The following is a 21326-nucleotide window of genomic DNA, read 5'->3' as shown; positions in this document are numbered from 1 at the left end:
TTGCGAAAATGCCCGCTTTCGCTAGCATTCCGGAGGGGCAGGTTTCATAGGGGGCCAAGATGCCATTTCGCCATGCGCACTGGTGGGTGCTGTCGCTGTTTCCGCTGGCCGCGCTGGCCTTCTGGCCCAACTATCTGTCGGTCCTGTCGACCAGTCCGCCTTCCTTCCATTTTCACGGCATCACCGCGACCATGTGGTTGCTTCTGCTGGCGATGCAGAGTTGGTCAATCCATCACGGTCATCGCCGCTTCCACCGGGCCAACGGGCTGGTCAGCCTGGCGTTGTTCCCGCTGTTCCTTGCCGGCGGGGCGACGATCTTCGTCGGCATGGCGCAGCGTCATGTCAGCGCTGCAACGCCTTTCAGCGCGATTTGGCCGCCACACTTGGCCTGGCTCGATTTCGTTGCCGTCGGCGGCATGGCCTATTTCTATTTTCAGGCGCTGAAGCAGCGCCGCAAGATCGGGCCGCATGCTTCCCATCTGCTGGCGACCGCGCTCTTCTTGATGCCACCTATTCTGGGCCGCCTCGCGCCGCTCCTTATGGGAATCGACTTTTCGCAGCCCGGAGCCTTCGAGCGGCTGGGGCCGAGCTTCCACCTCGGCAATGGAGCAACCGCGATGATCGCCTTCATTATCGCCGTGCGCGCGGGACGGACCAATGGCCGGCCATTCGCGATCGCCGGCGGGCTGACGCTGCTGAGTTCGCTACTATTCGAATTTCCGGGCGGGACTGCGGCGTGGAAGCAGCTTTACGTGCATGCCGCCGCGATCCCGACCTGGCCGATGGCGCTTGCGGCGACGCTGGCCGGCGCGGGGATCGGCTGGGCGGGATGGGTCGCGGGCAAGCGCCCGGTCCCGGCGGGGGCGCTCCCCGCCTGAACGCAAAAAGGGCGGCCCCCATGAGAGCCGCCCTTCCTGTGTCGGTTCGAGCGAAGAGGCCCGAAGCAGCTTACTTGAGCTCGACGGTGCCGCCGGCTTCTTCGATCTGCTTCTTGATCTTTTCGGCTTCGTCCTTGTTGACGCCTTCCTTGAGCGCCTTCGGAGCGCCTTCGACCAGCGCCTTGGCTTCGCCCAGGCCCAGGCCGGTGATGGCGCGGACTTCCTTGATGACGTTGATCTTCTTGCCACCGTCGCCGGTGAGGATCACGTCGAACTCAGTCTGCTCTTCAGCAGCCGGGGCAGCGGCGCCGGCGGCCGGGCCGGCAACGGCAACGGCCGCAGCGGCCGAAACGCCCCACTTTTCTTCGAGCAGCTTGGCCAGTTCGGCAGCTTCGAGGACGGTCAGAGCCGACAGGTCGTCGACGATCTTGTTCAGGTCAGCCATTTTAGTCTCCTAGTGGGCCCATCGGCCCAGGTGTCGTGCGTGAATAACGAAAAACTTAAGCTGCGGCCTTGGCGGCCATGACGCGCGCCAACTGGCCACCCGGCTCCTTGGCGATGCGGGCGATCTTCGTCGCGGGCGCCTGGATGAGGCCCACGAGAGTGCCGCGCAGCTGATCGAGCGAGGGAAGCTCGGCAAGTGCCTTGATCCCGTTCACGTCGAGCAGCGTGTCGCCCATCGCGCCACCGACGATCTCGAGACGATCGTTGGTCTTGGCGAACTCCACGGCCACCTTGGCGGCGGCCACGGGGTCGATCGAGGTTGCAAGTGCGGTCGGGCCGGTGAGCAAGTCACCGATCGGACCATATTGGGTGCCCTCGAGCGCGATCTTGGCAAGCCGGTTCTTCGCAACTTTGAACTGGGCACCGGCATCGCGCATCTTCAGGCGCAGGTCGGTCGATTGCGCGACCGACAGGCCGAGATTGCGGGTGATCACCACCACGCTGGTCTCGGTGAAGACGTTCTTCAGCTCGGCAACCAGATCGGCTTTTTGCGAACGATCCATGCCATTCTCCTAGTCATTCCCCCTGCCGGACCATCCGGCAAAGGGTTGGAGCCTTGGGAAATCCCAAGTCTCCGAGATGTCCGGGGGATGGATCGAGAGGCGCAGGATCGTTTCCCGCGCACGACCGGGACGCCGATGGCGACCCGTCCTTGAATTCCTTATCCCCGTCTAGGCCGCGAATTAAGTCCCTGACGGATCAGGGGCAGCGACTGTCTCGGACGAGCGTCAGCCCGATGGGCATGACCGCGCGGCCTCTACAGGCAGCACCGGGAAAGTCAAGCGCGCGACAGACGGGCTTGGCCACAGGCGGGTTGACAAAAATCGTTGCGCGGCGCCCACTTGCGCACGTTCAATGCCAGGGGGGTGCCGATGTTGCGGCTGTTGGTCTGGCCCTTGTTCGCGCTGGTCATGATGATGTTGCCTGCCGCGCCGACCGGAGCGCGGGCACCCGAACGCATCGTCGCGGTCGGTGACCTGCACGGGGATTATGACGCCTGGCTGGCAATCGCCCGCGGGGCCGGGCTGGTCGACCAGCGCGGCCGCTGGACCGGCGGCGCGACCACGCTGGTGCAGCTCGGCGATGTCGTCGACCGCGGGCCCGACAGCCTCAAGATCATCCGCCACCTGAAGCGGCTCCAGCGGGAGTCGCGGCGGCGCGGCGGACAGGTCATTGTGCTGGTCGGCAATCATGAAGCGATGATGATGACCGGCGACATGCGCTATGTGCATCCCGGCGAATATGCCGCCTTCGCCGACAGGAATTCGGCTGCCCTCCGCGACCGTGTTTACGAGGCAAGCCGGGCAAGCGTCGAAGCCGATGCCATCGCCCGCGACCCGACGCTCAGGCCAGCCGACGTCCGCGCTGCCTGGATGAAGGAAGTGCCCCTCGGCCGGCTTGAATACCAGGCCGCCTGGCGCAGCGACGGCGAACTTGGCGAATGGGTACTCGGAAATCCGGCAGTCGTGAAATTGGGCGACAGCTTGTTCGTCCATGGGGGGATCAGCAGCCGCTACGCGGACCAGTCGATCGCGCAGATCAACGAACAGGTGGCTGCCGCGCTGAAGTCCCGCGACAGTTCGGCGGCGGCGATCATCAACGATCCGACGGGCCCCTTATGGTATCGAGGCTTGGTAACGCGCGGCACAAGCGATGAAACGACGCTGGCCCCCTCGGTACCGGGCGCAACGCCGCTGACCCCCGACCAGGAGGTTGCGCTGGCCCTCCAGAAATTCGGGGTCAGCCGAATCGTCGTTGGGCACACCCCATCGACCCAGATCATCGAGGCCCTGGACGGAAGGTTATGGCGGATCGACAGCGGGAACAGCCGAACTTATGGCGGAGTCCCGTCATGGCTTGAGATCCGCGGTTCGGGAGCCGTCGCGCGGCAGGCTGCCCGGACCACCAGTAACGCCTTTCCGGAGGGCCAATGACGCGGCTCGGTTGCATCGCCATCCTTGTCGCCGTGGCCGGCGCGCATCCCGCGGCGGCGCAGCAGCCGGCGACATTGTTCGCCGCAGAAGCGCCGCTTCGCATCATGATCGCCGGACCGGTAAGCCGCATCGCGCGCAATGCGGCGGACTCGGTCGCGCCCCACCCGGCGACGCTGACGGAGGCGAGCGGCGCCGCGCATCCGATTCGTCTGTCAGCGCGTGGCATCTCGCGGCGAAAAGGCGGATTTTGCGATTTCCCGCCGCTTCGCGTCGAATTTTCCGCGCCGCCTCCCGCAGCCTCGCCATTTGCGGGCCAGCACCGGCTCAAGCTGGTCACCCATTGCCAGGCCGGAGAGTCTTATCACCAGCGCGTCCTGCTCGAATATTCGGCCTATCGCCTGTTTAACTTGATGAGCCCCCTCAGCTTTGGCGCACGCCTGGCACTGATCGATTATCGGGATGACGGGGGGAGGGGCTTTTCCCGTTACGGCTTCTTCATCGAGGATTTCGACCATAGCGCAAAGCGCAACGGCCTGAGCCGGGCCGCGAGTGGGGACCGCATCGCCGCCTCACAGCTGGAGCCCAGACAATCGGCGCGTGTAGCGCTGTTTCAATATATGATCGGCAATCTCGACTGGTCGATGCGCGCCGGGCCGCAAGGCGCGGGGTGTTGCCACAATGGCCGGCTGGCCAGGGCCGGCGCGCGTTTCGCGCCTGTCCCCTATGATTTCGACCATAGCGGCCTCGTCGATGCGCCCTATGCCGAACCGCCCGAGGGCCTGCGCGTCAACAGCGTCCGCCAACGGCTTTATCGCGGCTATTGTGCGCATAATGCCCAACTGCTCGCCGCGGCGACGGAATTGCGCGCCCGGCGCGGGCAGGCAGAAGCCATTTTCGCGAACCTGCCGGGTCTGGAAAGCCGGACGCAGCGCAAGGCCCTAGCCTATCTGGCCGACTTTTTCGACGACATCGCAACCGATCAGTCAGTGCGCAAGAAGTTGCTCGCCGATTGCCTCAATTGACCGGCGGCGGAGTCGGGGGAACGGCTGGCGGAAGCGGCGGTATTGCGCCGGGCGGCGGCGGACAGTGGCCGTCGATGTCGGACATATAGCGTTTCATGCCGTAACGCTCGCCATATTCGATAATCCACAACACCAGGAAACACAGGTTGAAGGCGATGCTCATCATTACCGCCAGTTCGACCGCACCGATCCCCGATGCCAGGCCGATGCCGACGGCAAGCAGCACGAACAAGGCATCGCCCGAACTTTTCAGCGTATTCTTGAACCGCACCGCGCCGGCGATCCCGGCCAGGGAAAAGGCCAGCGCCAGGCTGTTCTGAACGACCACGACAACGCCGGTCACGACCATCGGCAGGATGATGATCGTGCTGATCAGTGACTGGTCATATTCCTCCTCGGTGCGGATCCCCATGTAGATCCAGCTGACCGGGATAGAGGTCAGCAGCGAACCCAGGATACTGATTGCAAGCCAGGCCATGCTCTCGGCGAACCCGCGAACTTCGGCCGCGGGAATTTCGTTGCCCTGGAGCGCCAGTCCGCGATCACCCTTGGTGATGATCTGTTCGACCCCGCCCACCGGCAGATAGTCGCGAAGGCCCGGCAACATCGTCAGCGCGGCCCAGATAACCAGCGCGAGGAGGGTGTAGTAGGCGATCACCTTCGCCATCAATCGATAGCCATTCATGCGCAGCCCCTTGCTGTTAGCCTCGCGTCGACATCATGGTCCGGCCGCATAGGGCGCGATCGGGCGAAGCGTGCGATATTCCTCCCTGAGCGGTTCATGGTCCAGCGGAGGCCAGTCGATGGTCGGCAGGGGCAGCTCGCGATCTGGCAACCGGTCGAGCAGGTCGCGAAGCAAGGTCAGCCGACCGAGCCGCTGGTCATTGAAGTCGACAAGCGACCAGGGCGCCCATGGGGAATGCGTGGCCTCGAGCATCCGTTCGCGGGCGTCGGTATAGGCCTGGTAGCGGCTTCGCGCCTCGATATCCACCGGCGACAATTTCCACCGCCGGGTGGGATTTGCGAGCCGCGCCTTGAACCTTGCCTCCTGCTTGTCCTGGTCGCAGCAGAGCCAATATTTGAACAGAAAAATACCGTCCTCGACGAGGTCGCGCTCGAACTCCGGGACGGCGCGCAGGAAGGAGCTGGTCTGTTCGGGGGTGCAGAAACCCATGACCGGCTCGACCACCGCGCGATTGTACCAGCTTCGATCGAACAGGCTGATTTCCCCGCGCGCGGGCAGGTGCGGGATATAGCGCTGGAAATACCATTGGCCGCGCTCGCGCTCGGTCGGGGCGGGTAGGGCGACGACATGGCACTGGCGCGGGTTGAGCGTCGAGGCGAACATGTCGATCGATCCGCCCTTGCCGGCAGTGTCCCGGCCTTCGAACAGGATGACCAGGCGCTGGCCGGTCTCGGCGATCCAACGAGCGGCATGACTGAGCTCGCGCCGGAGCGGCTCGACCAGCTCCTCATATTCCTTGCGCTTGAGTTCCCCCATCGCCGGCCTTTCGCGGCCAAGGTGGCAAAGCCGGCTCGCCGTGGCAAGCGGCACGTTAACGCGGGCCTTTTACGCTCTGTCGCTGGAGACATGACGCTTTGCCGGCGTTGGGGGGTAACAACCGACGGAGGTCACGATGTCCAAATTTACCTTGAAGGATGTCAGCGAAAAGATGCGGGACATCGATTTTGCCATATTGTCGACCCGGACCGAGGGCGGCTCCGTCGCCGGTCGCCCGATGAGCAATAACCGCAACGTCGATTTCGACGGCGACACTTATTTCTTCACCTGCGACGACGCGCGCACCGTGGCCGACATCCGGCGCGATTCCAACGTCGGAGTTTCTTACCAGTCAAAGTCGGGGATGCTCGGCATGAAACCCTTCTTCATCGCGATGGAAGGGCGGGCCAGCCTAGTCCAGGACAAGGAGCAGTTCGCGAAGCACTGGGACAAGGATCTCGATTCCTGGTTCAAACAGGGGATCGACACTCCGGGCCTTACGATGGTTCGGGTCGAAGCCGAACGGATTCATTATTGGGACGGCTATGAGGAGGGCGAGTTGGATCTCGCTACGGCGGCCGCGCAGGTTCCGGCCGGGACATAGGGACCAAAGTCCATCTTGGCAGTTGCGCCGTTGAGGCGGAATATCCGTGCTTCCCCGGCTGTGCCGACCCCACCGCCCTCCAGGGGCCGGCACAGCCACCAGGGACCGCAACGAGAAAGGGCCGGAGCGTCGCCGCTCCGGCCCTTAATCTTTGCCGGGGCGATTAGGCGCCGGCGACTTCGGTCAGGTCAACCTTGACGCCCGGTCCCATCGAGGAGCTGAGCGCGACCTTCTTGACATATTTGCCCTTGGCGCCGGACGGCTTGGCCTTGACGATCGCGTCGACGAACGCATCGAAATTGGCCTTGAGGTCGGCTTCGGGGAAGCTCGCCTTGCCAATGCCGGCATGGATGATGCCGGCCTTTTCGACACGGAACTCCACCTGGCCCGACTTGGCGTCCTTGACGGCCTGTCCGACGTTAGGGGTGACGGTGCCCAGCTTCGGGTTCGGCATCAGGCCCTTGGGGCCAAGGACCTTACCGAGGCGGCCAACGACGCCCATCATGTCCGGGGTAGCGATGACCCGGTCGAAGTCGGAACGGCCGCCCTGGACTTCTTCCATCAGGTCTTCGGCGCCAACCACTTCGGCGCCCGCCTTCTTCGCTTCCTCGGCCTTGTCTCCGCGAGCGAAGACGGCGACGCGGACGTCCTTGCCGGTGCCCTTCGGCAGGTTGACCACGCCGCGGACCATCTGGTCGGCGTGACGCGGGTCGACGCCCAGGTTGATCGCCACTTCGACGGTTTCGTCGAACTTGCTGGTCGCCAGCGACTTGACCAGGCCGATCGCCTCGTCGACGCCGTACATCTTCATCGCTTCGACCTTGCCCTCAAGGGCCTTCTGCTTCTTCGTGAGCTTCGCCATGTCCTTAGCCCTCCACAACCTGGAGGCCCATCGCGCGGGCGGAGCCTTCGATAATTTTGGTGGCGGCCTCAATGTCGTTTGCATTGAGGTCCTTCATCTTCACTTCGGCGATCTCGGCGAGCTGCGACCGCTTGATCGTGCCGGCCGAAACCTTGCCCGGTTCCTTCGAACCCGACTTCAGCTTCGCCGCCTTCTTGAGGAGGAACGACGCCGGCGGGGTCTTGGTGGTGAAGGAAAAGCTGCGGTCGGCATAGACGGTGATCACCGTCGGGATCGGCGAGGCCTTTTCAAGGTCCTGCGTGGCGGCGTTGAACGCCTTGCAGAATTCCATGATGTTGACGCCGCGCTGGCCCAGGGCAGGACCGATCGGCGGCGACGGGTTGGCGGCGCCCGCAGGCACCTGGAGCTTGATATAGCCCGTAATTTTCTTAGCCATTTTTCTCACTCTGTAAGGGAGGGCGGACCCTCCTGTTCAAGCTTAGCGGTCCAGACGGAGCCCCTCGCCGAGCGAAGCGCGCCTCCCGCAATTTCCATCCAAAGGATTGGAAGTGCGCGCCAATAGCAGATCGGCCCCCCGAAGCAAGTGTAGGCCGCCCCGCGGCGGGCGGGTCGGGCGCGGAACCATCGGCGCGGCGGAGCATTGCGATCCGAGGCCACGGGCCTCATGGCCTTTGGCCAGTCCTTCAACGCCTTGGGATCGCGTGAACGAACTATCTCAAAACTCGGAATCGCAATTGGTCACCGCCCGCAATGCGCTTCGCGAAAGCGACTTGCGCTTCAGGACGCTTGCGGACGCATTTCCGCACATGGTCTGGTCGACCCTGCCCGATGGCTATCATGATTATTACAATGCCCGCTGGTATGAATTTACGGGCGTTCCGGCAGGCTCAACGGACGGCGAAGCCTGGAACGGCATGTTCCATCCCGATGATCAGGAACGGGCCTGGGGTCTTTGGCGTCACAGCCTCAGGACCGGAGAGCCTTATGAAATCGAGTATCGGCTGCGCCACCACAGCGGCGAATATCGCTGGGTGTTGGGGCGGGCGATGCCGATGCGCAACTCCGAAGGGACGATCATTCGCTGGATGGGGACCTGCACCGATATCCATGAACAGAAGCGGCAGGCCAACCAGAACGAAATTCTCAGCCGCGAACTCAGTCATCGGATCAAGAACATCTTCGCCGTCATCGCCGGCCTTATCGGCCTTTCGGCCCGGCAGCAGCCCGAGCACCGCGATTTCGCGCGAACGCTTCAGGAGCGCATCGCCGCCCTCGGCCGCGCCCATGAATTTGTCAGGCCACATTCCGATCAGTCGCAGCCCGGCGACCTGCCCGACAGCCTGAAGGGGATTTTCCGGGAAGTTCTGGCGCCCTACCTCGCGCTGCAGGACGGCCGCATCTCCATCGAAGGCATCGATGTCACCGTCGATGACCGGGGCGCGACGCCAATCGCGCTGCTGATCCACGAATTAGCCACCAACGCCGCCAAATATGGTGCGTTGAGCACCGGCGTCGGGCGGGTCGATATCACCCTGGCCGAACAGGGTGGCGAGATCAGCATCGACTGGCGGGAAAGCGGTGGGCCGGCGATCACCGGGGAGCCCGTACGCCAGGGCTTCGGCACTCGGCTGACCGAGTTGAGCATCGTCAACCAGCTTGGGGGCTCGATCGAGCGGGAATGGCGTCCTGAGGGGCTTTGGGCGCGGATGACGGTTGGGCGCGAGCGGCTGGCGCGCAGTCCCTAGCCGAACAGTTTGAGATTGGGCGGCGGCACGACCTGCAAGCCTGAGCGGACGCCAAGGACATAATCGATCGCGGCCTTCACTGTCGCCGGATCGGTCGGCTTGGTGATGACCCCGATGGTGCCGGCCAGCCCCGAGCCTAGCTGGCGCGGGTTCGCGGTAATGAAGATGACCGGCACACCTTTCGAGCTCAGCCGTTCGGCGATCTGTGGACCGGTTAGCCCGTCACGCAGGTTGAGGTCGACCAGCGCAAGGTCGAGCGGCAGGTCGAAATAATCGTCAGCGGTGGCGAGATCGGGCGCGATACCGGCGGGCTGATGACCGAGATCCTCGAGGATCGCCTCAAGTTCCATGGCGACGAGCATTTCGTCTTCAACAATCAGAATTCGCGCAGTCATGGCCGTGTCAGGATGCTTCCGCTCGGTTTCCGTTAAGGACGGAAAACCCGGCAACCGCCTGCAAGTTCCACCGTTCGCCGGACCCGAGACGCCTTTTGTCGAAGCGCAACGCCGCCGGTACCCGGGATCACTTCACTCGTTCGACCTGTTCGAATTCCAGTTCGACCGGCGTTGCGCGGCCGAAGATCGACACGCTCACCTTGACCCGCGCCCGGTCGAAATCCAGTTCCTCGACCACGCCGTTGAAGCTGGCGAAAGGCCCGTCGAGAACCTTCACCGCATCGCCGATCTCATAGTCGACCTTCACCTTCGCCTTCGGCGCGGCGGCGGCAGTCTCGTCCTTGGTGTCGAGCATGCGGTGTGCCTGCGCATCGGGGATCGCCTGCGGCTTGCCGTTCGGGCCGAGAAAGCCGGTAACCTTGGGCGTGTTCTTCACCAGGTGATAGACATCGTCATTCATCGCCAGCTTGGCGAGGACATAGCCGGGCATGAACTTGCGTTCCGACTGGACCTTCTTGCCGCGCTTGATTTCGGTCACCGTTTCAGTCGGGACCTCTACCGCCTCGACCAGGGTTTCCAGGCCGAGCCGGCGCGCTTCCGCCATGATCGCGTCGCGAACCTTGTTCTCGAAGCCGGAGTAAGCATGGATGATGTACCAGCGGGACATGTCGATATCCTGATTAAATGGTTAGCCGAGGAGGCCAAGCAGCCATTGGACAATGGCGCTGAATGCCGAATCGACGCCGAAGAAGAAGATGGCGAGGATGGTGGTCATGATCAGCACCATGATCGCGGTGGTGCGCGTCTCTTTCATCGTCGGCCAGACAACCTTGCTGCCTTCGGCGCGCACTTGGCGGATGAATTCGCCCGGATTGACCTTTGCCACGATGTCGATGTCCTCAAGCAGATAGAAAAACGAGGTCCGCGGACAACCCGCCGGACCTCGATCGTGGAGAGCGATTAGCGCACCCCGTGTCGGGAGTAAATCCCGCGACGTCAGACCGGCATTGCGCGCTGGCCGGTTGCTCCGCATCCGCTTCGCGGACCTGCGACGCCATTCCTCAGCGCGCCTTGCTACGACCTGGCAGGGGCAGGGGGACTCGAACCCACGACCCTCGGTTTTGGAGACCGATGCTCTACCAACTGAGCTATACCCCTAGGCCGAGGCGCGAAGTAGCGACGCCTTGGCCGCGGTGCAAGGCCCCAGTGCCGACCGGCTCAGCCTTCGCGCAGTCGGTTCATCGTGTTGACGATAAATGCCGTGGACCAGCCGATGAGGATGAAGCCGATCAGGCCTTCGAACGCGCCGACCAGGCGCCAGTTTTCCGGGAAGCTCTCGGTAAAGCCGATCGTCGCATAGGTTGATGCGGAGAAAAACACCGCTTCTTCCATCCCCTGGATCGCGCCGATCAGCACGTAGAAGATGGCGAACAGGAAAATCTCGACAAAATGCAGCAGGAACAGCAGCGCGCCCAGAAAGGACATCAGGCCCCAAGCCTGCGAGTCGAATGAGCGTTTTTTCAGCAATTCGGGATCCAGCCGAAGCAGCCTGCTGATCCCGGCAAGCCCAAGGCTATGGATCAAGGTCAGGGCAAGCATCAGCGCGCCGGCCCATAGAAGCTGCATCCCCAGCGCGACGGTCTCGGTTTCGTCCATCCCCGCCAAACGAGGCGGCGGCAGGACCGTTCCCGGTCAGGCCGCGACGTCGAACGGCTGGATTTCCCCGGACAGGTAAAGATTGCGCGCCTTGGTCCGGCTGAGCTTGCCCGACGAGGTGCGGGGCAAGGTGCGCGGCGGCACCAATTCGACCACGGGCGTGATGCCGGTGATTGCCCGAACCCGTTCGCGGATATCGTCGCGAAGCCGACCGCGTTCCTCAGGATCGCTGATCCGGCAATGGACCAGGACCGCCGGCGTTTCCTCGCCGCTTGGGCCAGTGATGGCGAAGGCCGCAATGTCGCCCGACTTGAAGCCTGGAAGCTGCTCGACGGCCCATTCGATGTCCTGCGGCCAATGGTTGCGGCCATTGATGATGATCATGTCCTTGGCGCGGCCGACGATGAAGATATAGCCGCCCGAAAGATAACCCATGTCGCCAGTGTCCAGCCACCCGTCCTTCATGCAGGCGTCGGTCGATTCCTGGTCACGGTAATAGCCGACCATCACGCTGGTCCCGCGAACCCAGACCTTGCCGATCGCCCGGTCGGGCAGGACCGCGCCGTCGGCGTCGCGGATCTCGATCTCCATGCCTTCGACGGCCTTGCCGCAATTGACGATCGCGCGGTATCGGCGCGGCCGTTCCTGCGCCGGCGTACCGACGCCCGACAATTCGCTTTCCTCGACCAGTTCAAGCCGGATGCCTTCGCCCGGCGGCATGATCGAAACCGCCAGGGTCGCCTCGGCAAGACCATAGCTCGGGCAGAAGCTGGCGGCCTTGAAACCGGCGGACGCGAAGCTGTCGACGAAGGCCTGCATGACGTCCGGTCGGATCATGTCCGCGCCATTGCCGGCGATGCGCCAGCGCGACAGGTCGAACCGGTCGGATGCCTTGGTCTGGCTGCTCATCCGCCGCGAGCAGATGTCGTAGCCGAACGTCGGCGAATAGGAGAGGGTGGTGCCGGGATTGCGACTGATGAGGTCGAGCCAGGCCAAGGGCCGGCGAGCGAAATCCTCGGTCTTCAGATAATCGACCGACACCTGGTTCGCGAGTGGTGACAGCATGCACCCGACAAGGCCCATGTCATGATACCAAGGCAGCCAGCTGACGCAGCGATCGGTCGACTGGATGCGGGTGCCAAGGCCGTGGGCATGAAGGTTGTCGAGCAGCGCGCGATGCGTGACGGCAACGCCGTGCGGGAAGCGGGTCGATCCGCTGCTATACTGAAGATAGGCGATCTCGTCAGGGCCCGTCTGCGGTAATTCCGCCGTCGATTGCTCGATCTCGACCAGGCTTTCCCACGGGCGGGCGGGGATACCGAGGCGGGCGGCGGCATCCTCGGCATAGTCCGCAAGGTCGGCGGGATAGACGAAGTGCTGCGGGTCGCAGCTAGTCAGCATCACCTGCAATTGATCGACATAGGCTTCGCGCCCGCCGAAGCTGGTCGGCAGCGGCAGCGGCACGGGCCACAGGCCGGTATAGATGGCACCAAAGAAGCAGGCGGCGAATTCGGGACCGGTTTCGGCGACCAGCGCCAGCCGGTCGCCCTTTTCAAGGCCAAGCGTCATGAAGCGCCGCGCGCTGGCCAGTGCGTCCTCGCGCAGCTGCGCATAAGGATAGGCAAGCACCAGCGTTCCGCGTGCATCGTGGAAATTGAAGCCGCGCGCGCCCTCAGCGGCGTAATCGAGCGCTTCGCCGAGCGTCACGAAATCCGCGTGGCGACGCGGCTGGACGTCCAGCGTCGGCGTGTAACCTTCAACTGATAGAGTCTCGTCGATCCTGGTGTTGAGGTCGAGCACGCGGCGTTTTCCTGTCGTTGTTTCGTGGTGCCGGCACTGGAACATGGCCGGCGGCCAGCCCCGCAGCCTCTTTGCGTGATGGTGGGGGAGTGTGGCACAAACATGGCCATGGCCGCCCGCATCGCCCGCAAGCCCCGACCACCGCTTGATGAAAGCAAGCTCGCGGACCTTGCCCTTCACTATGTCGGGCGTTTCGCGACGAGCAGGGCGAAACTGATCGTCTACCTGCGCCGCAAGCTGCGCGAACGGGGCTGGTCCGGGACCGGTGAGCCCGACCTTGACGTGCTTGCGGACCGGATGGTTCGTTCCGGCTATGTCGACGATCGCGCCTTTGCCCTGTCGAAGGCCCGCTCGCTGGGCGCTCGCGGCTATGGTCCGCGCCGGCTCGTCCAGGCGCTGGCAGCGGCGGGTATCGGCGAGGAAGACGGGGCGGATGCCCGGGAACAGGCGGCCCTCGATGCGGTCGAGGCCGCGCTGCGCTTTGCCCGTCGCCGCGCGATCGGCCCGTTCGCCGAAACCGCCGCAGTCGGCCCGGTGCGCGAGAAGGCCCTGGCCGCGATGATCCGCGCCGGCCACCGTTTTGCCCTTGCCCGAGCGATCGTCGATCATGCGCCGGGCAATGCCGTCGACATCGAAATCCTTCAGGAATCAGCGAAAAGTTAACTTTAGTCGGTTTCTCGACACTTGGTTCCGTGTTAAGGAGTGGGGGTGAAGCGTTTGAGTGCCGAAACGACCCAGAGCGCCGATGACCAAGAGTCGCCGGACCTGATGGATGTTGCCGAAGGCCAGCGCTGCACTGGGCGGGTCAAATGGTTCGACGCCACGCGCGGCTTCGGCTTCCTCGTGTCCGAGGATTGCGACGGCGATATCCTGATCCATTTCAGCGTCCTCAAGGAACATGCCAGGCGCTCGCTTCCCGAAGGCGCCACCATCGAATGCATCGCTTCGCGCCAGGACCGCGGCTTCCAGGCGCGCAAGATCCTGTCGATCGACTTGTCGACGGCCTTGCCGATGCCACCGCGTCCGGTCCATGGGGTGGGTGAGCGCGCGGATCGCACGGCCTTGGCCGACGCCGCGGGCGAGTATGAACCGGTGGAGGTCAAATGGTTCAACCGCGTCAAGGGCTATGGCTTTCTCAACCGCGCCGGCGATACCGAGGATGGGGAGGATATCTTCGTCCACATGGAAACCGTGCGCCAGTCGCAGATCATCGACCTGTTGCCGGGACAGCAGCTCGAGGCGCGGATCGCGCAGGGCCGCAAGGGACTGACGGCAATCGAGCTTCGCGAGGTCTGATCAGGCGGATGATCGCGCTGGCGCTGCTCGGTGCAGCGGCCGCCTGCCAGTCATCCCATGGCAATGCCGGCCCGATCGAACGGTCGGCCGCCGGGTTGCAGCAGGTGCCGCTGACCGTCCGTTCCGGCAGCCGGACCCATAAATTCATCGTCGAGGTCGCGGGCACGCCGCAGGAACAGGCGACCGGCCTGATGAACCGGATGAGCCTAGCCCCCGACCGAGGAATGATTTTCCCGTTCCCGACGCCGCGCCAGGCGAGCTTCTGGATGCGCAACACCTTCATCCCGCTGGACATCATCTTCATCCGGTCTGACGGCACCATCGCCAACATCGCCGAGAATACGATTCCCTTCTCGGAGGACCAGATCCTCTCGGAAGGACCGGTGTCGACGGTGCTTGAGCTGGCTGGCGGGCGGGCGGCCGAACTGGGAATCAAAGCCGGCGACCGCGTCGAATGGGCGCAGTAGGCCTCGGTCGCCGCCCTGCCGCTTGCGTCCCGCGGCGTGACGAGGCAAAGGCGCCGCCATGGGTTGGCTAGCAAACGCATTCACCTGGTGGAACGGCGCCAGCTGGGGGACCAGCATCGTCACTCGTCGGCATGGCGAGGAGGTCGGGCGCGACGACCATGGCAATATCTACTTCCGTCACCGCGACGACCCGAAGCGCCGCTGGGTGATCTACGACGGTTCCAACGACAGCAGCCGGGTGCCGCCGGGCTGGAACGCCTGGCTGCGCGGGACAATTGAGGAACTTCCGTCCAGGGCGCTGCCGCCGCGCCGCACCTTCGAACAGGAACCGCAGCCGAACCTTACCGGAACGACGGCCGCTTACCGCCCCGGCGGGTCCATGGCCGGCGCCGACGCCCGGCCGCTGTCGACCGGCGATTATGAGGCGTGGAAGCCCGAATAGCGGTGACCGTGGCCAAGACCCTCCTGCCAATCGCCGCGCTGGCCGCGCTCGCCGGTTGCGAACGGGCGGCGCAGGTCGACAGCAACCAGGTAACGACCGTTGACATGCCCCGCGCCGCGGCCGAGCAGCCGGGCGTCACGCCAATGGCGGAACGGGTTGCGGTCCTTGGCCTCCTTAACAAGCGCAACGGCATTGTCCGCGACCTGCGGCTGCGCCCAGGCCAGGCTATCCGGGTCAAGGATGTGACGATCCGCCTTCGTGCCTGCGAAACCAGCGCGCCATGGGAAGCCGAAAAGCTGACCGGGGCTTTCGTCCACGTCGATGTTCGCCGTCCGGACGGTCAATGGATTCGGCGCTTTTCCGGTTGGCTCTACAAGGAAAGTCCGTCGCTGAACGTGGTCGAGGACCCGGTTTACGACGTCTGGCCCAAAAGCTGCGCGATGAGCTGGCCGGACGGTCCCGAAGCGCCGACCGCGCCCGCGGCGTCGAGCAGCCGGTCAAGCTCGTCGAACTCGGGCGAGGCGAGGGACTCTGCGCCTTCCGCAACGGGCGATCCCGCCGCGGCGGTGCCCGGCGAGACGCCGCCGGCGGCCGAAACACCGGACGAGGACAGCGCCGCCGCCAATAATCCGGCGTAGCGGTCGCGGCTGACCGCCTTCGCGCCAAGCGAGGAGAGGTGCGGGGTCATGAACTGGCAATCGAGCAGGGTGAAGCGTCCGACCTTGAGCCGGGCTACAAGCCAGGCCAGCGCGACTTTCGAAGCATCGTCCATCCGGCTGAACATCGACTCGCCGAAGAAGGCCCGGCCGAGCTTGACCCCATAGAGGCCGCCGACCAGCGCGCCGTCGTGCCAGCATTCGATGCTGTGGGCATGGCCGACGGCGTGCAGGCCGAGTGTCGCCCGTTCGATCGTCGCATTGATCCAGGTTTCCTCGCGGTCGGCGCAGGCCAGCATCACTTCGGGAAAGGCCCGGTCGCGGGTGACCAGGAACTTTCCCGAACGGATGCGCTTGGCGAGTGATCGCGACACATGGAAGGACTCCAAGGGGATGACGGCGCGCCGGCGCGGCTCGACCCAGAAAATATCCCCGGCGTCGCGGCTGTCAGCCATGGGGAAGATTCCGGCGGCATAGCCACGCAGCAGCATCCTTGGGTCCAGCCCTTCGCTCATGGCCTTGCCCGGGTCAAAGCAGTTCGCGCACCTCGTCCTGCGGGCGGCAGAGTTTGACGCCCTTTTCCGTTTCCACCAGCGGCCGCTGGATGAGAATCGGATGTTCCATCATCGCGTCGAGAATTGCCCCGTCGGCGACGTCCGGGTCTGTGAGGCCCAGTTCGCGGGCCAGCGCTTCCTTGGCCCGCAGCCCTTCGCGCGGCGTGATTCCGCCGCGTTCATAGAGTCGCATCAGCTCCTCGCGGCTCGGAGGGGTCTTGAGATATTCGATCACGCGAACCTCCGCCCCCCCATTCCGCAGGATTTCCAGTGTCTTGCGGGACGTTCCGCAGTTCGGATTATGGTAAATTGTGGCTTTCATTAGACCAGCGTTCAACGCGCCTTTTTCCTGTACTGCAAGAGGGAAGCGTTCAATCGCGGTATCGATGAGCGGAAAAGCTTGGTCGTTGGGTTGCCGGAACCTCTTGGGCGCATCCTCGTTGGGCGAAACGTGACTGTTGCACCGCTGCCGGGGGTCGTCGGGTCCTGGGGCACGGTCCGTTTCAAATGCAAAAGGGAGTCAGAAGATGCGTAAGTCGATGATGGCGATTCTCCTCGCCGGTTCCATGTCGCTCGCGGCCTGTGCCACCGATAGCCGGACTGCCGGTGATATTGCCCAGGGCGCCGCCGTCGGCGCCGCTGGCGGCGCCGCCATCGGTGCCGTGGTTCCGGGCGTGAATGTGATTGAAGGTGCCGCGATCGGCGCCGCTGTCGGTGGAATCGCCGGCGCGGTGTGGGCCGACAATAATGGCGACGGCTATGCCGATGGCTATGTCCAGAACGGTCAATATTATTCGGGTACCCCGACGGGCTATGACCCGACGCTGCGCCGCGTTGTGACGGGTGCCGGCATTGGCGGCGCCGCTGGTGCAGTGGCCGGTGCGGTCATCCCGGGCCTCGGCGTGATCGAAGGTGCCGTGATCGGCGCTGCGGTCGGCGGTCTGGCCGGCGCGGTTTGGGCCGACAACGACCGTGACGGCCGCGCCGACGGCTATGTCTACAACGGCCAATATTATCAGGGTTCGCCCCAGGGCTACACCCCGAGCCAGCCGGCCCCGACCATGTCGGGTGAACGCGGCTAATGGCCAATCGGACTGTCTTCGGATGGTCTTGCAAGCCCGCCGGATGCTCAGCGCGTCCGGCGGGTTTCGCCTTTCTGGCCGCAGCATCGCTTGCCACCGGCCTCCCCGCGCCCGCGAAGGCGGCCCCGGCTGCACCGCTTGAGGAGCGTAGCTCCGCCGAAGGTCCGGCCTGGTTCGGCTGGGGGGACGACGCAGCGGCCCTGGCGCTGATCGAACAGCTGGAGACCGCCGGCCTCGACGGGCTCGATCCTTCCCGCTTCGATCTCCCGGGACTGAAACGCGCGGTTCGCGATGCCGGGAATGGGAAGATGTCTGCCGTCTCGCGCGCGTCGAAGGCGCTCGACCGGGCGCTGGTGCGCTATGTGAACGCGCTTCGGGCGCAACCGCCGCGGGGCTGGACGATCAACGACCGCGATGCCGTCGCGCAGGCCCCCTCGGCTGACCGGCTGCTCGCCGATGCCGCTTCGGCGCCGGACCTTGCGGAATGGGTCCGGGCAATGCCTTGGATGCATTCCAGTTATGCCTCGCTGCGCCGGGCGCTCGCCGACGCCGATACCCGTGGCGACACCAGGGCGGCGGCGCTGCTGCGCCTGAACCTCGACCGTGCCCGGATGCTGCCGGGCGGCGGCCGATACGTCTTGGTGAATACCGCCGCCCAGCGCCTCTACATGGTCGACGACGGCAAGGTCATCGACCAGATGCGGGTCGTCGTCGGCAAGAAAGAACAGCCGACCCCGCAAATGGCGGCGACGATCAAGTTTACCGCCCTCAATCCCTATTGGAACGTCCCGCCCGACCTGACGGCGGAACGGATTGCGCCTCATGTCCTCAAGCAGGGTCCAGCCTATCTTCGGCAGCTCGGCTATGTCGTGCTGTCCGACTGGAGCGATCAGGCCGTGGCGGTCGACCCGGCCACAATCGACTGGCAAGGCGTCGCCAACGGGCGGATCCAGATCCGGGTCCGGCAGGATCCGGGCCCGCACAATTCGATGGGACGGATGAAATTCATGTTCCCCAATCCGCAGGGCATCTATCTTCACGATACCCCCAACAAGGAACTGCTGAACGAAGACGCCCGCCTTTTCAGCGGCGGGTGCGTGCGGCTTGAGGATGCCAGCCGGCTTGCCCGCTGGCTGCATGGGCGCGACCTTGAGGTGCCGACCGCGGAGGCGGAACAACCGGTCGCGCTGGACAGGCCCATCCCGGTCTATCTCGTCTATCAAACCGCTGTTCCAAGCGGGGGCGATGTCGTCTTCCATGACGATATCTACGGGGAAGATGCCGCCCAGCTCGCGGCCCTGGCCGAGCCCCGCTGGGCCGCGCGCTAGGCGCTCAGTCTTTCGACCAGGTCGCGGTGTAACGGATCTTGACCGTGATCGGCGTTCCGTCGCGATCGCGGGCGGGCGACCAGCGGCTGCGCTCAACCATCACGCCGCACAGCGCTTGGTCGACGGCGGGGATTCCGCTGCTCTGTAGGATTTCGCATTCGATGACGCGGCCGTTGCCGGAGACCGTCAACAGGACATGCGCGAAGCCGCGATCGGTCGCGAACTGGCGCAGCAGGCTGGACGGAAGGCGCGCGCGATGACCGCCGAGCAGCCGGGCTTCGGTCCCGATCCCCGACCCGCTTCCACCCGATCCGCCGCCGCCGCGCCCGCTGCCGCTACCGCCGGCGCCCGGGCCGGTTCCCGCGCTCGCGGCGCCCGCCGTCGTCGCGGCCCCGACGCCCGGCGCCGGCGCTGACGCCACCGGGACAGCGGCGGGAAGATAGACCCGGGGTTCGGGCGCAGCGACCGGCGTCGGCTCGGCCTTTCGTCCCGCTGCGCCCTCCTCGTCCGGCGCGCGCGGCGCCGTTTCCTCCCGCGGGCTCGGCGGCTCGGGCTCGGCAATGTCGATTAGCACGGTTGGTTCACGCTCGGCGACGGGCGGGCGCGATTCCCCGCGCACTAGCCATAGCAGGCCGCCCAGCGCGCAATAGACGCCCACCACGCCGGCCAGCGCCTTGCTGCGTTCGGTTCGGGACGGCTTGGATCGGTAGCTGCCCATGACCCGCAATAAACGCCGGCGCGGGCTGATGGATGCGCTACTCCGCGCTGTCCGCCGGCTGCTCCAGCCACCGCTCCAGCCACTTGATCGTATAGTCGCCGGTCAGGAACGCATCGTCGGCGATGATCCGCTGGTGCAGCGGCACAGTCGTCTTCATCCCGTCGACCACGAACTCCTCCAGCGCGCGCTTAAGGCGCCGGATGCAATTTTCGCGGTTGGAGCCATAGACGATCAGCTTGCCGATCATGCTGTCGTAATAAGGCGGCACCTTATAGCCGGCGTAGAGGCCGCTATCGACCCGGACATGCATACCGCCAGGCGCGACATAGTTTTTCACCAGCCCGGGCGAGGGCGCGAAGGTCTGCGGATCCTCGGCGTTGATCCGGCACTCGATTGCATGGCCGTGAAGCACGACCTCGTCCTGCGCGATCGACAGGCCATCGCCCTGCGCGACCCGGATTTGCTCGCGCACCAGGTCGATCCCGCTGATCATCTCGGTCACCGGATGTTCGACCTGGAGCCGGGTGTTCATCTCGATGAAATAGAAATGCCCGTCCTCGTAGAGGAATTCGATCGTGCCTGCGCCGCGATAGCCCATTTCGGCCATTGCGTCCGCGACGATTCCGCCCATCCGTGCGCGCTGTTCGGCGGAAATGACCGGGGAAGGGGCCTCCTCGATAACCTTCTGGTGGCGGCGCTGGATCGAACAGTCGCGCTCGCCAAGGTGGATCGCCTTGCCGTTGCCATCGCCGAACACCTGGAATTCGATGTGGCGTGGGTCGCCGAGATATTTTTCCATGTAGACGGTAGGATCGCCGAAGGCGGCATTGGCCTCGCTCGACGCCTGACCCATCAGGCTTTCCAGAAGGTCTTCGGACGGAACCACCTTCATGCCGCGCCCGCCGCCGCCGCTGGCGGCCTTGATCAACACCGGATAGCCGATCTCGGCGGCGATCGCCTGCGCTTCGGCCACGCTCGTCAGCGGGCCGGGCGATCCGGGCACCAGCGGAAGGCCGAGCTTCTCGGCGGTGTTCTTGGCTTCGATCTTGTCGCCCATGATCCGGATATGCTCGGGCTTGGGCCCGACCCAGATCAGCCCATGGCTTTCGACGATCTCCGCGAACTGGGCATTTTCCGACAGGAATCCATAGCCGGGATGGACCGCGTCAGCATGGGTGATTTCCGCCGCAGAAATGATGTTGGCAATGTTGAGATAGCTGTCCTTGGCGGGCGGCGGACCGATACACACCGCTTCATCCGCCAGGCGGACGTGCATGGCATCGGCATCGGCGGTGGAATGGACCGCGACCGTCTCGATCCCCATTTCATGGCAGGCGCGATGGATGCGCAGCGCAATCTCGCCCCGGTTGGCGATCAACAGCTTCTTGATGGCCATCTGCGACTACTCGATAACGACCAGCGGCTGGTCGAATTCGACCGGCTGGCCGTCGCCGATAAGGATCTGGACGACCTTCCCGGCCTTGGGCGCGGTAATCGGGTTCATGACCTTCATGGCCTCGATGATCAGCAGCGTTTCGCCCTGCTTGACCGACTGGCCAGGCCCAACGAACGGCTTGGCGCCGGGTTCGGGCGACAGATAGGCGGTACCGACCATCGGCGACTTGACCGCATCGACCGGCGCGGCAGCCGGAGCCGCTTCGGGCGTCGCGGCGGCCGGGGCCGCGGCGGGCGCGGCGGCCATCACCGGGGCGGCGGAATAGGACATGACGGGCGCCGGGTCGCGGCGCACCTTGATCTTGCGGTCGCCATCCTCGACTTCGATCTCGGTGAGGTCGTTGGCGGAAAGCAGCTCGGCAAGTTCACGCAACAGCGCGCCGTCGACGCGCATCGCCTGCTGTTCCTTTTGATCAGCCATGCTCAA

General features: G+C 64.8%; 27 protein-coding genes, 1 tRNA gene and 1 pseudogene. 12 read left to right on the top strand and 17 right to left on the bottom strand.

The window, feature by feature from the left end; all coding sequences use genetic code 11:
* The first annotated feature begins 59 nt into the window (after positions 1–59).
* Positions 60–878 (top strand): hypothetical protein, encoded by an 819-nt coding sequence (locus FMM02_RS02875; protein ID WP_147493453.1) that lies wholly within the window; start codon positions 60–62, stop codon positions 876–878.
* 70 nt (positions 879–948) lie between these two features.
* Here the strand turns inward: FMM02_RS02875 and rplL are convergent, their stop codons facing one another.
* Together rplL and rplJ are read right to left on the bottom strand one after the other, a co-directional pair.
* Positions 949–1323, bottom strand: a complete 375-nt coding sequence (gene rplL, locus FMM02_RS02870) for a 50S ribosomal protein L7/L12 (protein WP_147493452.1) — start codon at positions 1321–1323, stop codon at positions 949–951.
* A 55-nt stretch (positions 1324–1378) separates the two neighbouring features.
* The gene (rplJ, locus tag FMM02_RS02865) at positions 1379–1885 is read right to left on the bottom strand and encodes a 50S ribosomal protein L10 (protein ID WP_147493451.1); all 507 of its coding nucleotides are present in this window, start codon (positions 1883–1885) and stop codon (positions 1379–1381) included.
* Between the two features lie 369 nt (positions 1886–2254).
* Here rplJ and FMM02_RS02860 point away from each other — a divergent pair, with 369 nt between their 5' ends.
* Together FMM02_RS02860 and FMM02_RS02855 are read left to right on the top strand one after the other, a co-directional pair.
* Positions 2255–3316, top strand: a complete 1062-nt coding sequence (locus FMM02_RS02860; RefSeq protein ID WP_147493450.1) for a metallophosphoesterase — start codon at positions 2255–2257, stop codon at positions 3314–3316.
* A complete protein-coding gene (locus FMM02_RS02855; RefSeq protein WP_147493449.1) occupies positions 3313–4338 on the top strand; it encodes a hypothetical protein in 1026 nt (341 codons plus the stop codon). Before FMM02_RS02860 ends, FMM02_RS02855 begins: the two co-directional genes overlap by 4 nt.
* Here the strand turns inward: FMM02_RS02855 and FMM02_RS02850 are convergent.
* Both FMM02_RS02850 and ppk2 read right to left on the bottom strand, forming a co-directional pair.
* The gene (locus FMM02_RS02850) at positions 4331–5023 is read right to left on the bottom strand and encodes a DUF4956 domain-containing protein (protein ID WP_147493448.1); all 693 of its coding nucleotides are present in this window, start codon (positions 5021–5023) and stop codon (positions 4331–4333) included. The two genes, FMM02_RS02855 and FMM02_RS02850, sit on opposite strands and share 8 nt — an antisense overlap.
* Positions 5024–5056: 33 nt before the next feature.
* A complete protein-coding gene (gene ppk2, locus FMM02_RS02845; protein WP_147494941.1) occupies positions 5057–5839 on the bottom strand; it encodes a polyphosphate kinase 2 in 783 nt (260 codons plus the stop codon).
* Between the two features lie 136 nt (positions 5840–5975).
* Between ppk2 and FMM02_RS02840 the strand changes: the two genes are divergently transcribed.
* Entirely contained in the window at positions 5976–6443 is a 468-nt protein-coding gene (locus FMM02_RS02840; protein WP_147493447.1) for a pyridoxamine 5'-phosphate oxidase family protein, read from the top strand.
* Positions 6444–6606: 163 nt separating this feature from the next.
* Here FMM02_RS02840 and rplA read toward each other — a convergent pair whose 3' ends face one another.
* Positions 6607–7305, bottom strand: a complete 699-nt coding sequence (gene rplA / locus FMM02_RS02835; protein WP_147493446.1) for a 50S ribosomal protein L1 — start codon at positions 7303–7305, stop codon at positions 6607–6609.
* A 4-nt stretch (positions 7306–7309) separates the two neighbouring features.
* The gene (gene rplK / locus FMM02_RS02830) at positions 7310–7741 is read right to left on the bottom strand and encodes a 50S ribosomal protein L11 (RefSeq protein WP_147493445.1); all 432 of its coding nucleotides are present in this window, start codon (positions 7739–7741) and stop codon (positions 7310–7312) included.
* 265 nt (positions 7742–8006) lie between these two features.
* On the opposite strand from rplK, the gene FMM02_RS02825 reads away from it, so the two are divergent.
* Positions 8007–9050, top strand: a complete 1044-nt coding sequence (locus FMM02_RS02825) for a sensor histidine kinase (protein WP_425473656.1) — start codon at positions 8007–8009, stop codon at positions 9048–9050.
* Here FMM02_RS02825 and FMM02_RS02820 read toward each other — a convergent pair.
* The 6 genes from FMM02_RS02820 to FMM02_RS02795 form a co-directional block, all read right to left on the bottom strand.
* Positions 9047–9499, bottom strand: coding sequence for a response regulator (locus FMM02_RS02820; protein ID WP_281288882.1), 453 nt, complete (start codon positions 9497–9499; stop codon positions 9047–9049). The two genes, FMM02_RS02825 and FMM02_RS02820, sit on opposite strands and share 4 nt — an antisense overlap.
* Positions 9500–9572: 73 nt before the next feature.
* Positions 9573–10112, bottom strand: coding sequence for a transcription termination/antitermination protein NusG (nusG, locus tag FMM02_RS02815; protein ID WP_147493443.1), 540 nt, complete (start codon positions 10110–10112; stop codon positions 9573–9575).
* A gap of 21 nt (positions 10113–10133) precedes the next feature.
* The gene (secE, locus tag FMM02_RS11160; protein ID WP_187107822.1) at positions 10134–10331 is read right to left on the bottom strand and encodes a preprotein translocase subunit SecE; all 198 of its coding nucleotides are present in this window, start codon (positions 10329–10331) and stop codon (positions 10134–10136) included.
* A gap of 196 nt (positions 10332–10527) precedes the next feature.
* Positions 10528–10603: transfer RNA gene (locus FMM02_RS02805), tRNA-Trp, on the bottom strand.
* Positions 10604–10663: 60 nt separating this feature from the next.
* Positions 10664–11101, bottom strand: coding sequence for an ion channel (locus FMM02_RS02800; protein ID WP_147493441.1), 438 nt, complete (start codon positions 11099–11101; stop codon positions 10664–10666).
* A 36-nt stretch (positions 11102–11137) separates the two neighbouring features.
* Positions 11138–12901 (bottom strand): fatty acyl-AMP ligase, encoded by a 1764-nt coding sequence (locus FMM02_RS02795; RefSeq protein WP_246104808.1) that lies wholly within the window; start codon positions 12899–12901, stop codon positions 11138–11140.
* A 108-nt stretch (positions 12902–13009) separates the two neighbouring features.
* Between FMM02_RS02795 and FMM02_RS02790 the strand changes: the two genes are divergently transcribed.
* The 5 genes and pseudogenes from FMM02_RS02790 to FMM02_RS02770 all read left to right on the top strand — a co-directional run.
* Positions 13010–13564 (top strand): regulatory protein RecX, encoded by a 555-nt coding sequence (locus tag FMM02_RS02790; protein WP_147493439.1) that lies wholly within the window; start codon positions 13010–13012, stop codon positions 13562–13564.
* A gap of 45 nt (positions 13565–13609) precedes the next feature.
* Positions 13610–14197, top strand: coding sequence for a cold-shock protein (locus FMM02_RS02785; RefSeq protein ID WP_246104807.1), 588 nt, complete (start codon positions 13610–13612; stop codon positions 14195–14197).
* An 8-nt stretch (positions 14198–14205) separates the two neighbouring features.
* Complete coding sequence (locus FMM02_RS02780) at positions 14206–14664, top strand: DUF192 domain-containing protein (RefSeq protein WP_147493438.1); 459 nt, start codon at positions 14206–14208, stop codon at positions 14662–14664.
* 58 nt (positions 14665–14722) lie between these two features.
* Positions 14723–15106, top strand: coding sequence for an NADH:ubiquinone oxidoreductase subunit NDUFA12 (locus FMM02_RS02775; protein WP_147493437.1), 384 nt, complete (start codon positions 14723–14725; stop codon positions 15104–15106).
* Positions 15107–15210: 104 nt separating this feature from the next.
* Positions 15211–15483 (top strand): annotated as a pseudogene (locus FMM02_RS02770) (DUF2155 domain-containing protein); the annotation flags it as partial.
* A 35-nt stretch (positions 15484–15518) separates the two neighbouring features.
* Here the strand turns inward: FMM02_RS02770 and aat are convergent.
* The gene (gene aat, locus FMM02_RS02765; RefSeq protein ID WP_147493436.1) at positions 15519–16277 is read right to left on the bottom strand and encodes a leucyl/phenylalanyl-tRNA--protein transferase; all 759 of its coding nucleotides are present in this window, start codon (positions 16275–16277) and stop codon (positions 15519–15521) included.
* Between the two features lie 13 nt (positions 16278–16290).
* Positions 16291–16638, bottom strand: a complete 348-nt coding sequence (arsC, locus tag FMM02_RS02760; protein WP_147493435.1) for an arsenate reductase (glutaredoxin) — start codon at positions 16636–16638, stop codon at positions 16291–16293.
* A gap of 205 nt (positions 16639–16843) precedes the next feature.
* Between arsC and FMM02_RS11260 the strand changes: the two genes are divergently transcribed.
* Together FMM02_RS11260 and FMM02_RS02750 are read left to right on the top strand one after the other, a co-directional pair.
* Positions 16844–17398, top strand: coding sequence for a glycine zipper domain-containing protein (locus tag FMM02_RS11260; protein ID WP_222703821.1), 555 nt, complete (start codon positions 16844–16846; stop codon positions 17396–17398).
* On the top strand, positions 17398–18726 hold the full coding sequence (locus tag FMM02_RS02750; RefSeq protein ID WP_147493434.1) for a L,D-transpeptidase family protein: 1329 nt from the start codon (positions 17398–17400) through the stop codon (positions 18724–18726). The genes FMM02_RS11260 and FMM02_RS02750 overlap by 1 nt, the downstream gene beginning before the upstream one ends.
* A gap of 4 nt (positions 18727–18730) precedes the next feature.
* On the opposite strand, the gene FMM02_RS02745 is transcribed toward FMM02_RS02750, so the two are convergent.
* Genes FMM02_RS02745 through accB form a run of 3 tightly spaced genes read right to left on the bottom strand, consistent with a single transcriptional unit; the run spans position 18731 to position 21320 of the window.
* Complete coding sequence (locus tag FMM02_RS02745) at positions 18731–19444, bottom strand: energy transducer TonB family protein (RefSeq protein WP_147493433.1); 714 nt, start codon at positions 19442–19444, stop codon at positions 18731–18733.
* Positions 19445–19481: 37 nt separating this feature from the next.
* Positions 19482–20840: an acetyl-CoA carboxylase biotin carboxylase subunit gene (gene accC, locus FMM02_RS02740; protein WP_147493432.1), complete on the bottom strand. Its 1359-nt coding sequence runs from the start codon at positions 20838–20840 to the stop codon at positions 19482–19484.
* A 6-nt stretch (positions 20841–20846) separates the two neighbouring features.
* Entirely contained in the window at positions 20847–21320 is a 474-nt protein-coding gene (gene accB / locus FMM02_RS02735; RefSeq protein ID WP_147493431.1) for an acetyl-CoA carboxylase biotin carboxyl carrier protein, read from the bottom strand.
* Positions 21321–21326 lie beyond the last annotated feature (6 nt).

The organism is Sphingomonas xanthus (assembly GCF_007998985.1).
Classification (GTDB): Bacteria; Pseudomonadota; Alphaproteobacteria; order Sphingomonadales; family Sphingomonadaceae; genus Sphingomicrobium; species Sphingomicrobium xanthum.
This window is presented reverse-complemented; position numbering and strand designations above follow the sequence as displayed.

Bases quoted from the DNA above. Each gene is read 5' to 3' on its own strand.
- FMM02_RS02875 (WP_147493453.1), top strand. From the start codon at position 60: ATGCCATTTCGCCATGCGCACTGGTGGGTGCTGTCGCTGTTTCCGCTG.
- rplL (WP_147493452.1), bottom strand. From the start codon at position 1,323: ATGGCTGACCTGAACAAGATCGTCGACGACCTGTCGGCTCTGACCGTC.
- rplJ (WP_147493451.1), bottom strand. From the start codon at position 1,885: ATGGATCGTTCGCAAAAAGCCGATCTGGTTGCCGAGCTGAAGAACGTC.
- FMM02_RS02860 (WP_147493450.1), top strand. From the start codon at position 2,255: ATGTTGCGGCTGTTGGTCTGGCCCTTGTTCGCGCTGGTCATGATGATG.
- FMM02_RS02855 (WP_147493449.1), top strand. From the start codon at position 3,313: ATGACGCGGCTCGGTTGCATCGCCATCCTTGTCGCCGTGGCCGGCGCG.
- FMM02_RS02850 (WP_147493448.1), bottom strand. From the start codon at position 5,023: ATGAATGGCTATCGATTGATGGCGAAGGTGATCGCCTACTACACCCTC.
- ppk2 (WP_147494941.1), bottom strand. From the start codon at position 5,839: ATGGGGGAACTCAAGCGCAAGGAATATGAGGAGCTGGTCGAGCCGCTC.
- FMM02_RS02840 (WP_147493447.1), top strand. From the start codon at position 5,976: ATGTCCAAATTTACCTTGAAGGATGTCAGCGAAAAGATGCGGGACATC.
- rplA (WP_147493446.1), bottom strand. From the start codon at position 7,305: ATGGCGAAGCTCACGAAGAAGCAGAAGGCCCTTGAGGGCAAGGTCGAA.
- rplK (WP_147493445.1), bottom strand. From the start codon at position 7,741: ATGGCTAAGAAAATTACGGGCTATATCAAGCTCCAGGTGCCTGCGGGC.
- nusG (WP_147493443.1), bottom strand. From the start codon at position 10,112: ATGTCCCGCTGGTACATCATCCATGCTTACTCCGGCTTCGAGAACAAG.
- FMM02_RS02800 (WP_147493441.1), bottom strand. From the start codon at position 11,101: ATGGACGAAACCGAGACCGTCGCGCTGGGGATGCAGCTTCTATGGGCC.
- FMM02_RS02790 (WP_147493439.1), top strand. From the start codon at position 13,010: ATGGCCGCCCGCATCGCCCGCAAGCCCCGACCACCGCTTGATGAAAGC.
- FMM02_RS02780 (WP_147493438.1), top strand. From the start codon at position 14,206: ATGATCGCGCTGGCGCTGCTCGGTGCAGCGGCCGCCTGCCAGTCATCC.
- FMM02_RS02775 (WP_147493437.1), top strand. From the start codon at position 14,723: ATGGGTTGGCTAGCAAACGCATTCACCTGGTGGAACGGCGCCAGCTGG.
- aat (WP_147493436.1), bottom strand. From the start codon at position 16,277: ATGAGCGAAGGGCTGGACCCAAGGATGCTGCTGCGTGGCTATGCCGCC.
- arsC (WP_147493435.1), bottom strand. From the start codon at position 16,638: ATGAAAGCCACAATTTACCATAATCCGAACTGCGGAACGTCCCGCAAG.
- FMM02_RS11260 (WP_222703821.1), top strand. From the start codon at position 16,844: ATGCGTAAGTCGATGATGGCGATTCTCCTCGCCGGTTCCATGTCGCTC.
- FMM02_RS02750 (WP_147493434.1), top strand. From the start codon at position 17,398: ATGGCCAATCGGACTGTCTTCGGATGGTCTTGCAAGCCCGCCGGATGC.
- FMM02_RS02745 (WP_147493433.1), bottom strand. From the start codon at position 19,444: ATGGGCAGCTACCGATCCAAGCCGTCCCGAACCGAACGCAGCAAGGCG.
- accC (WP_147493432.1), bottom strand. From the start codon at position 20,840: ATGGCCATCAAGAAGCTGTTGATCGCCAACCGGGGCGAGATTGCGCTG.
- accB (WP_147493431.1), bottom strand. From the start codon at position 21,320: ATGGCTGATCAAAAGGAACAGCAGGCGATGCGCGTCGACGGCGCGCTG.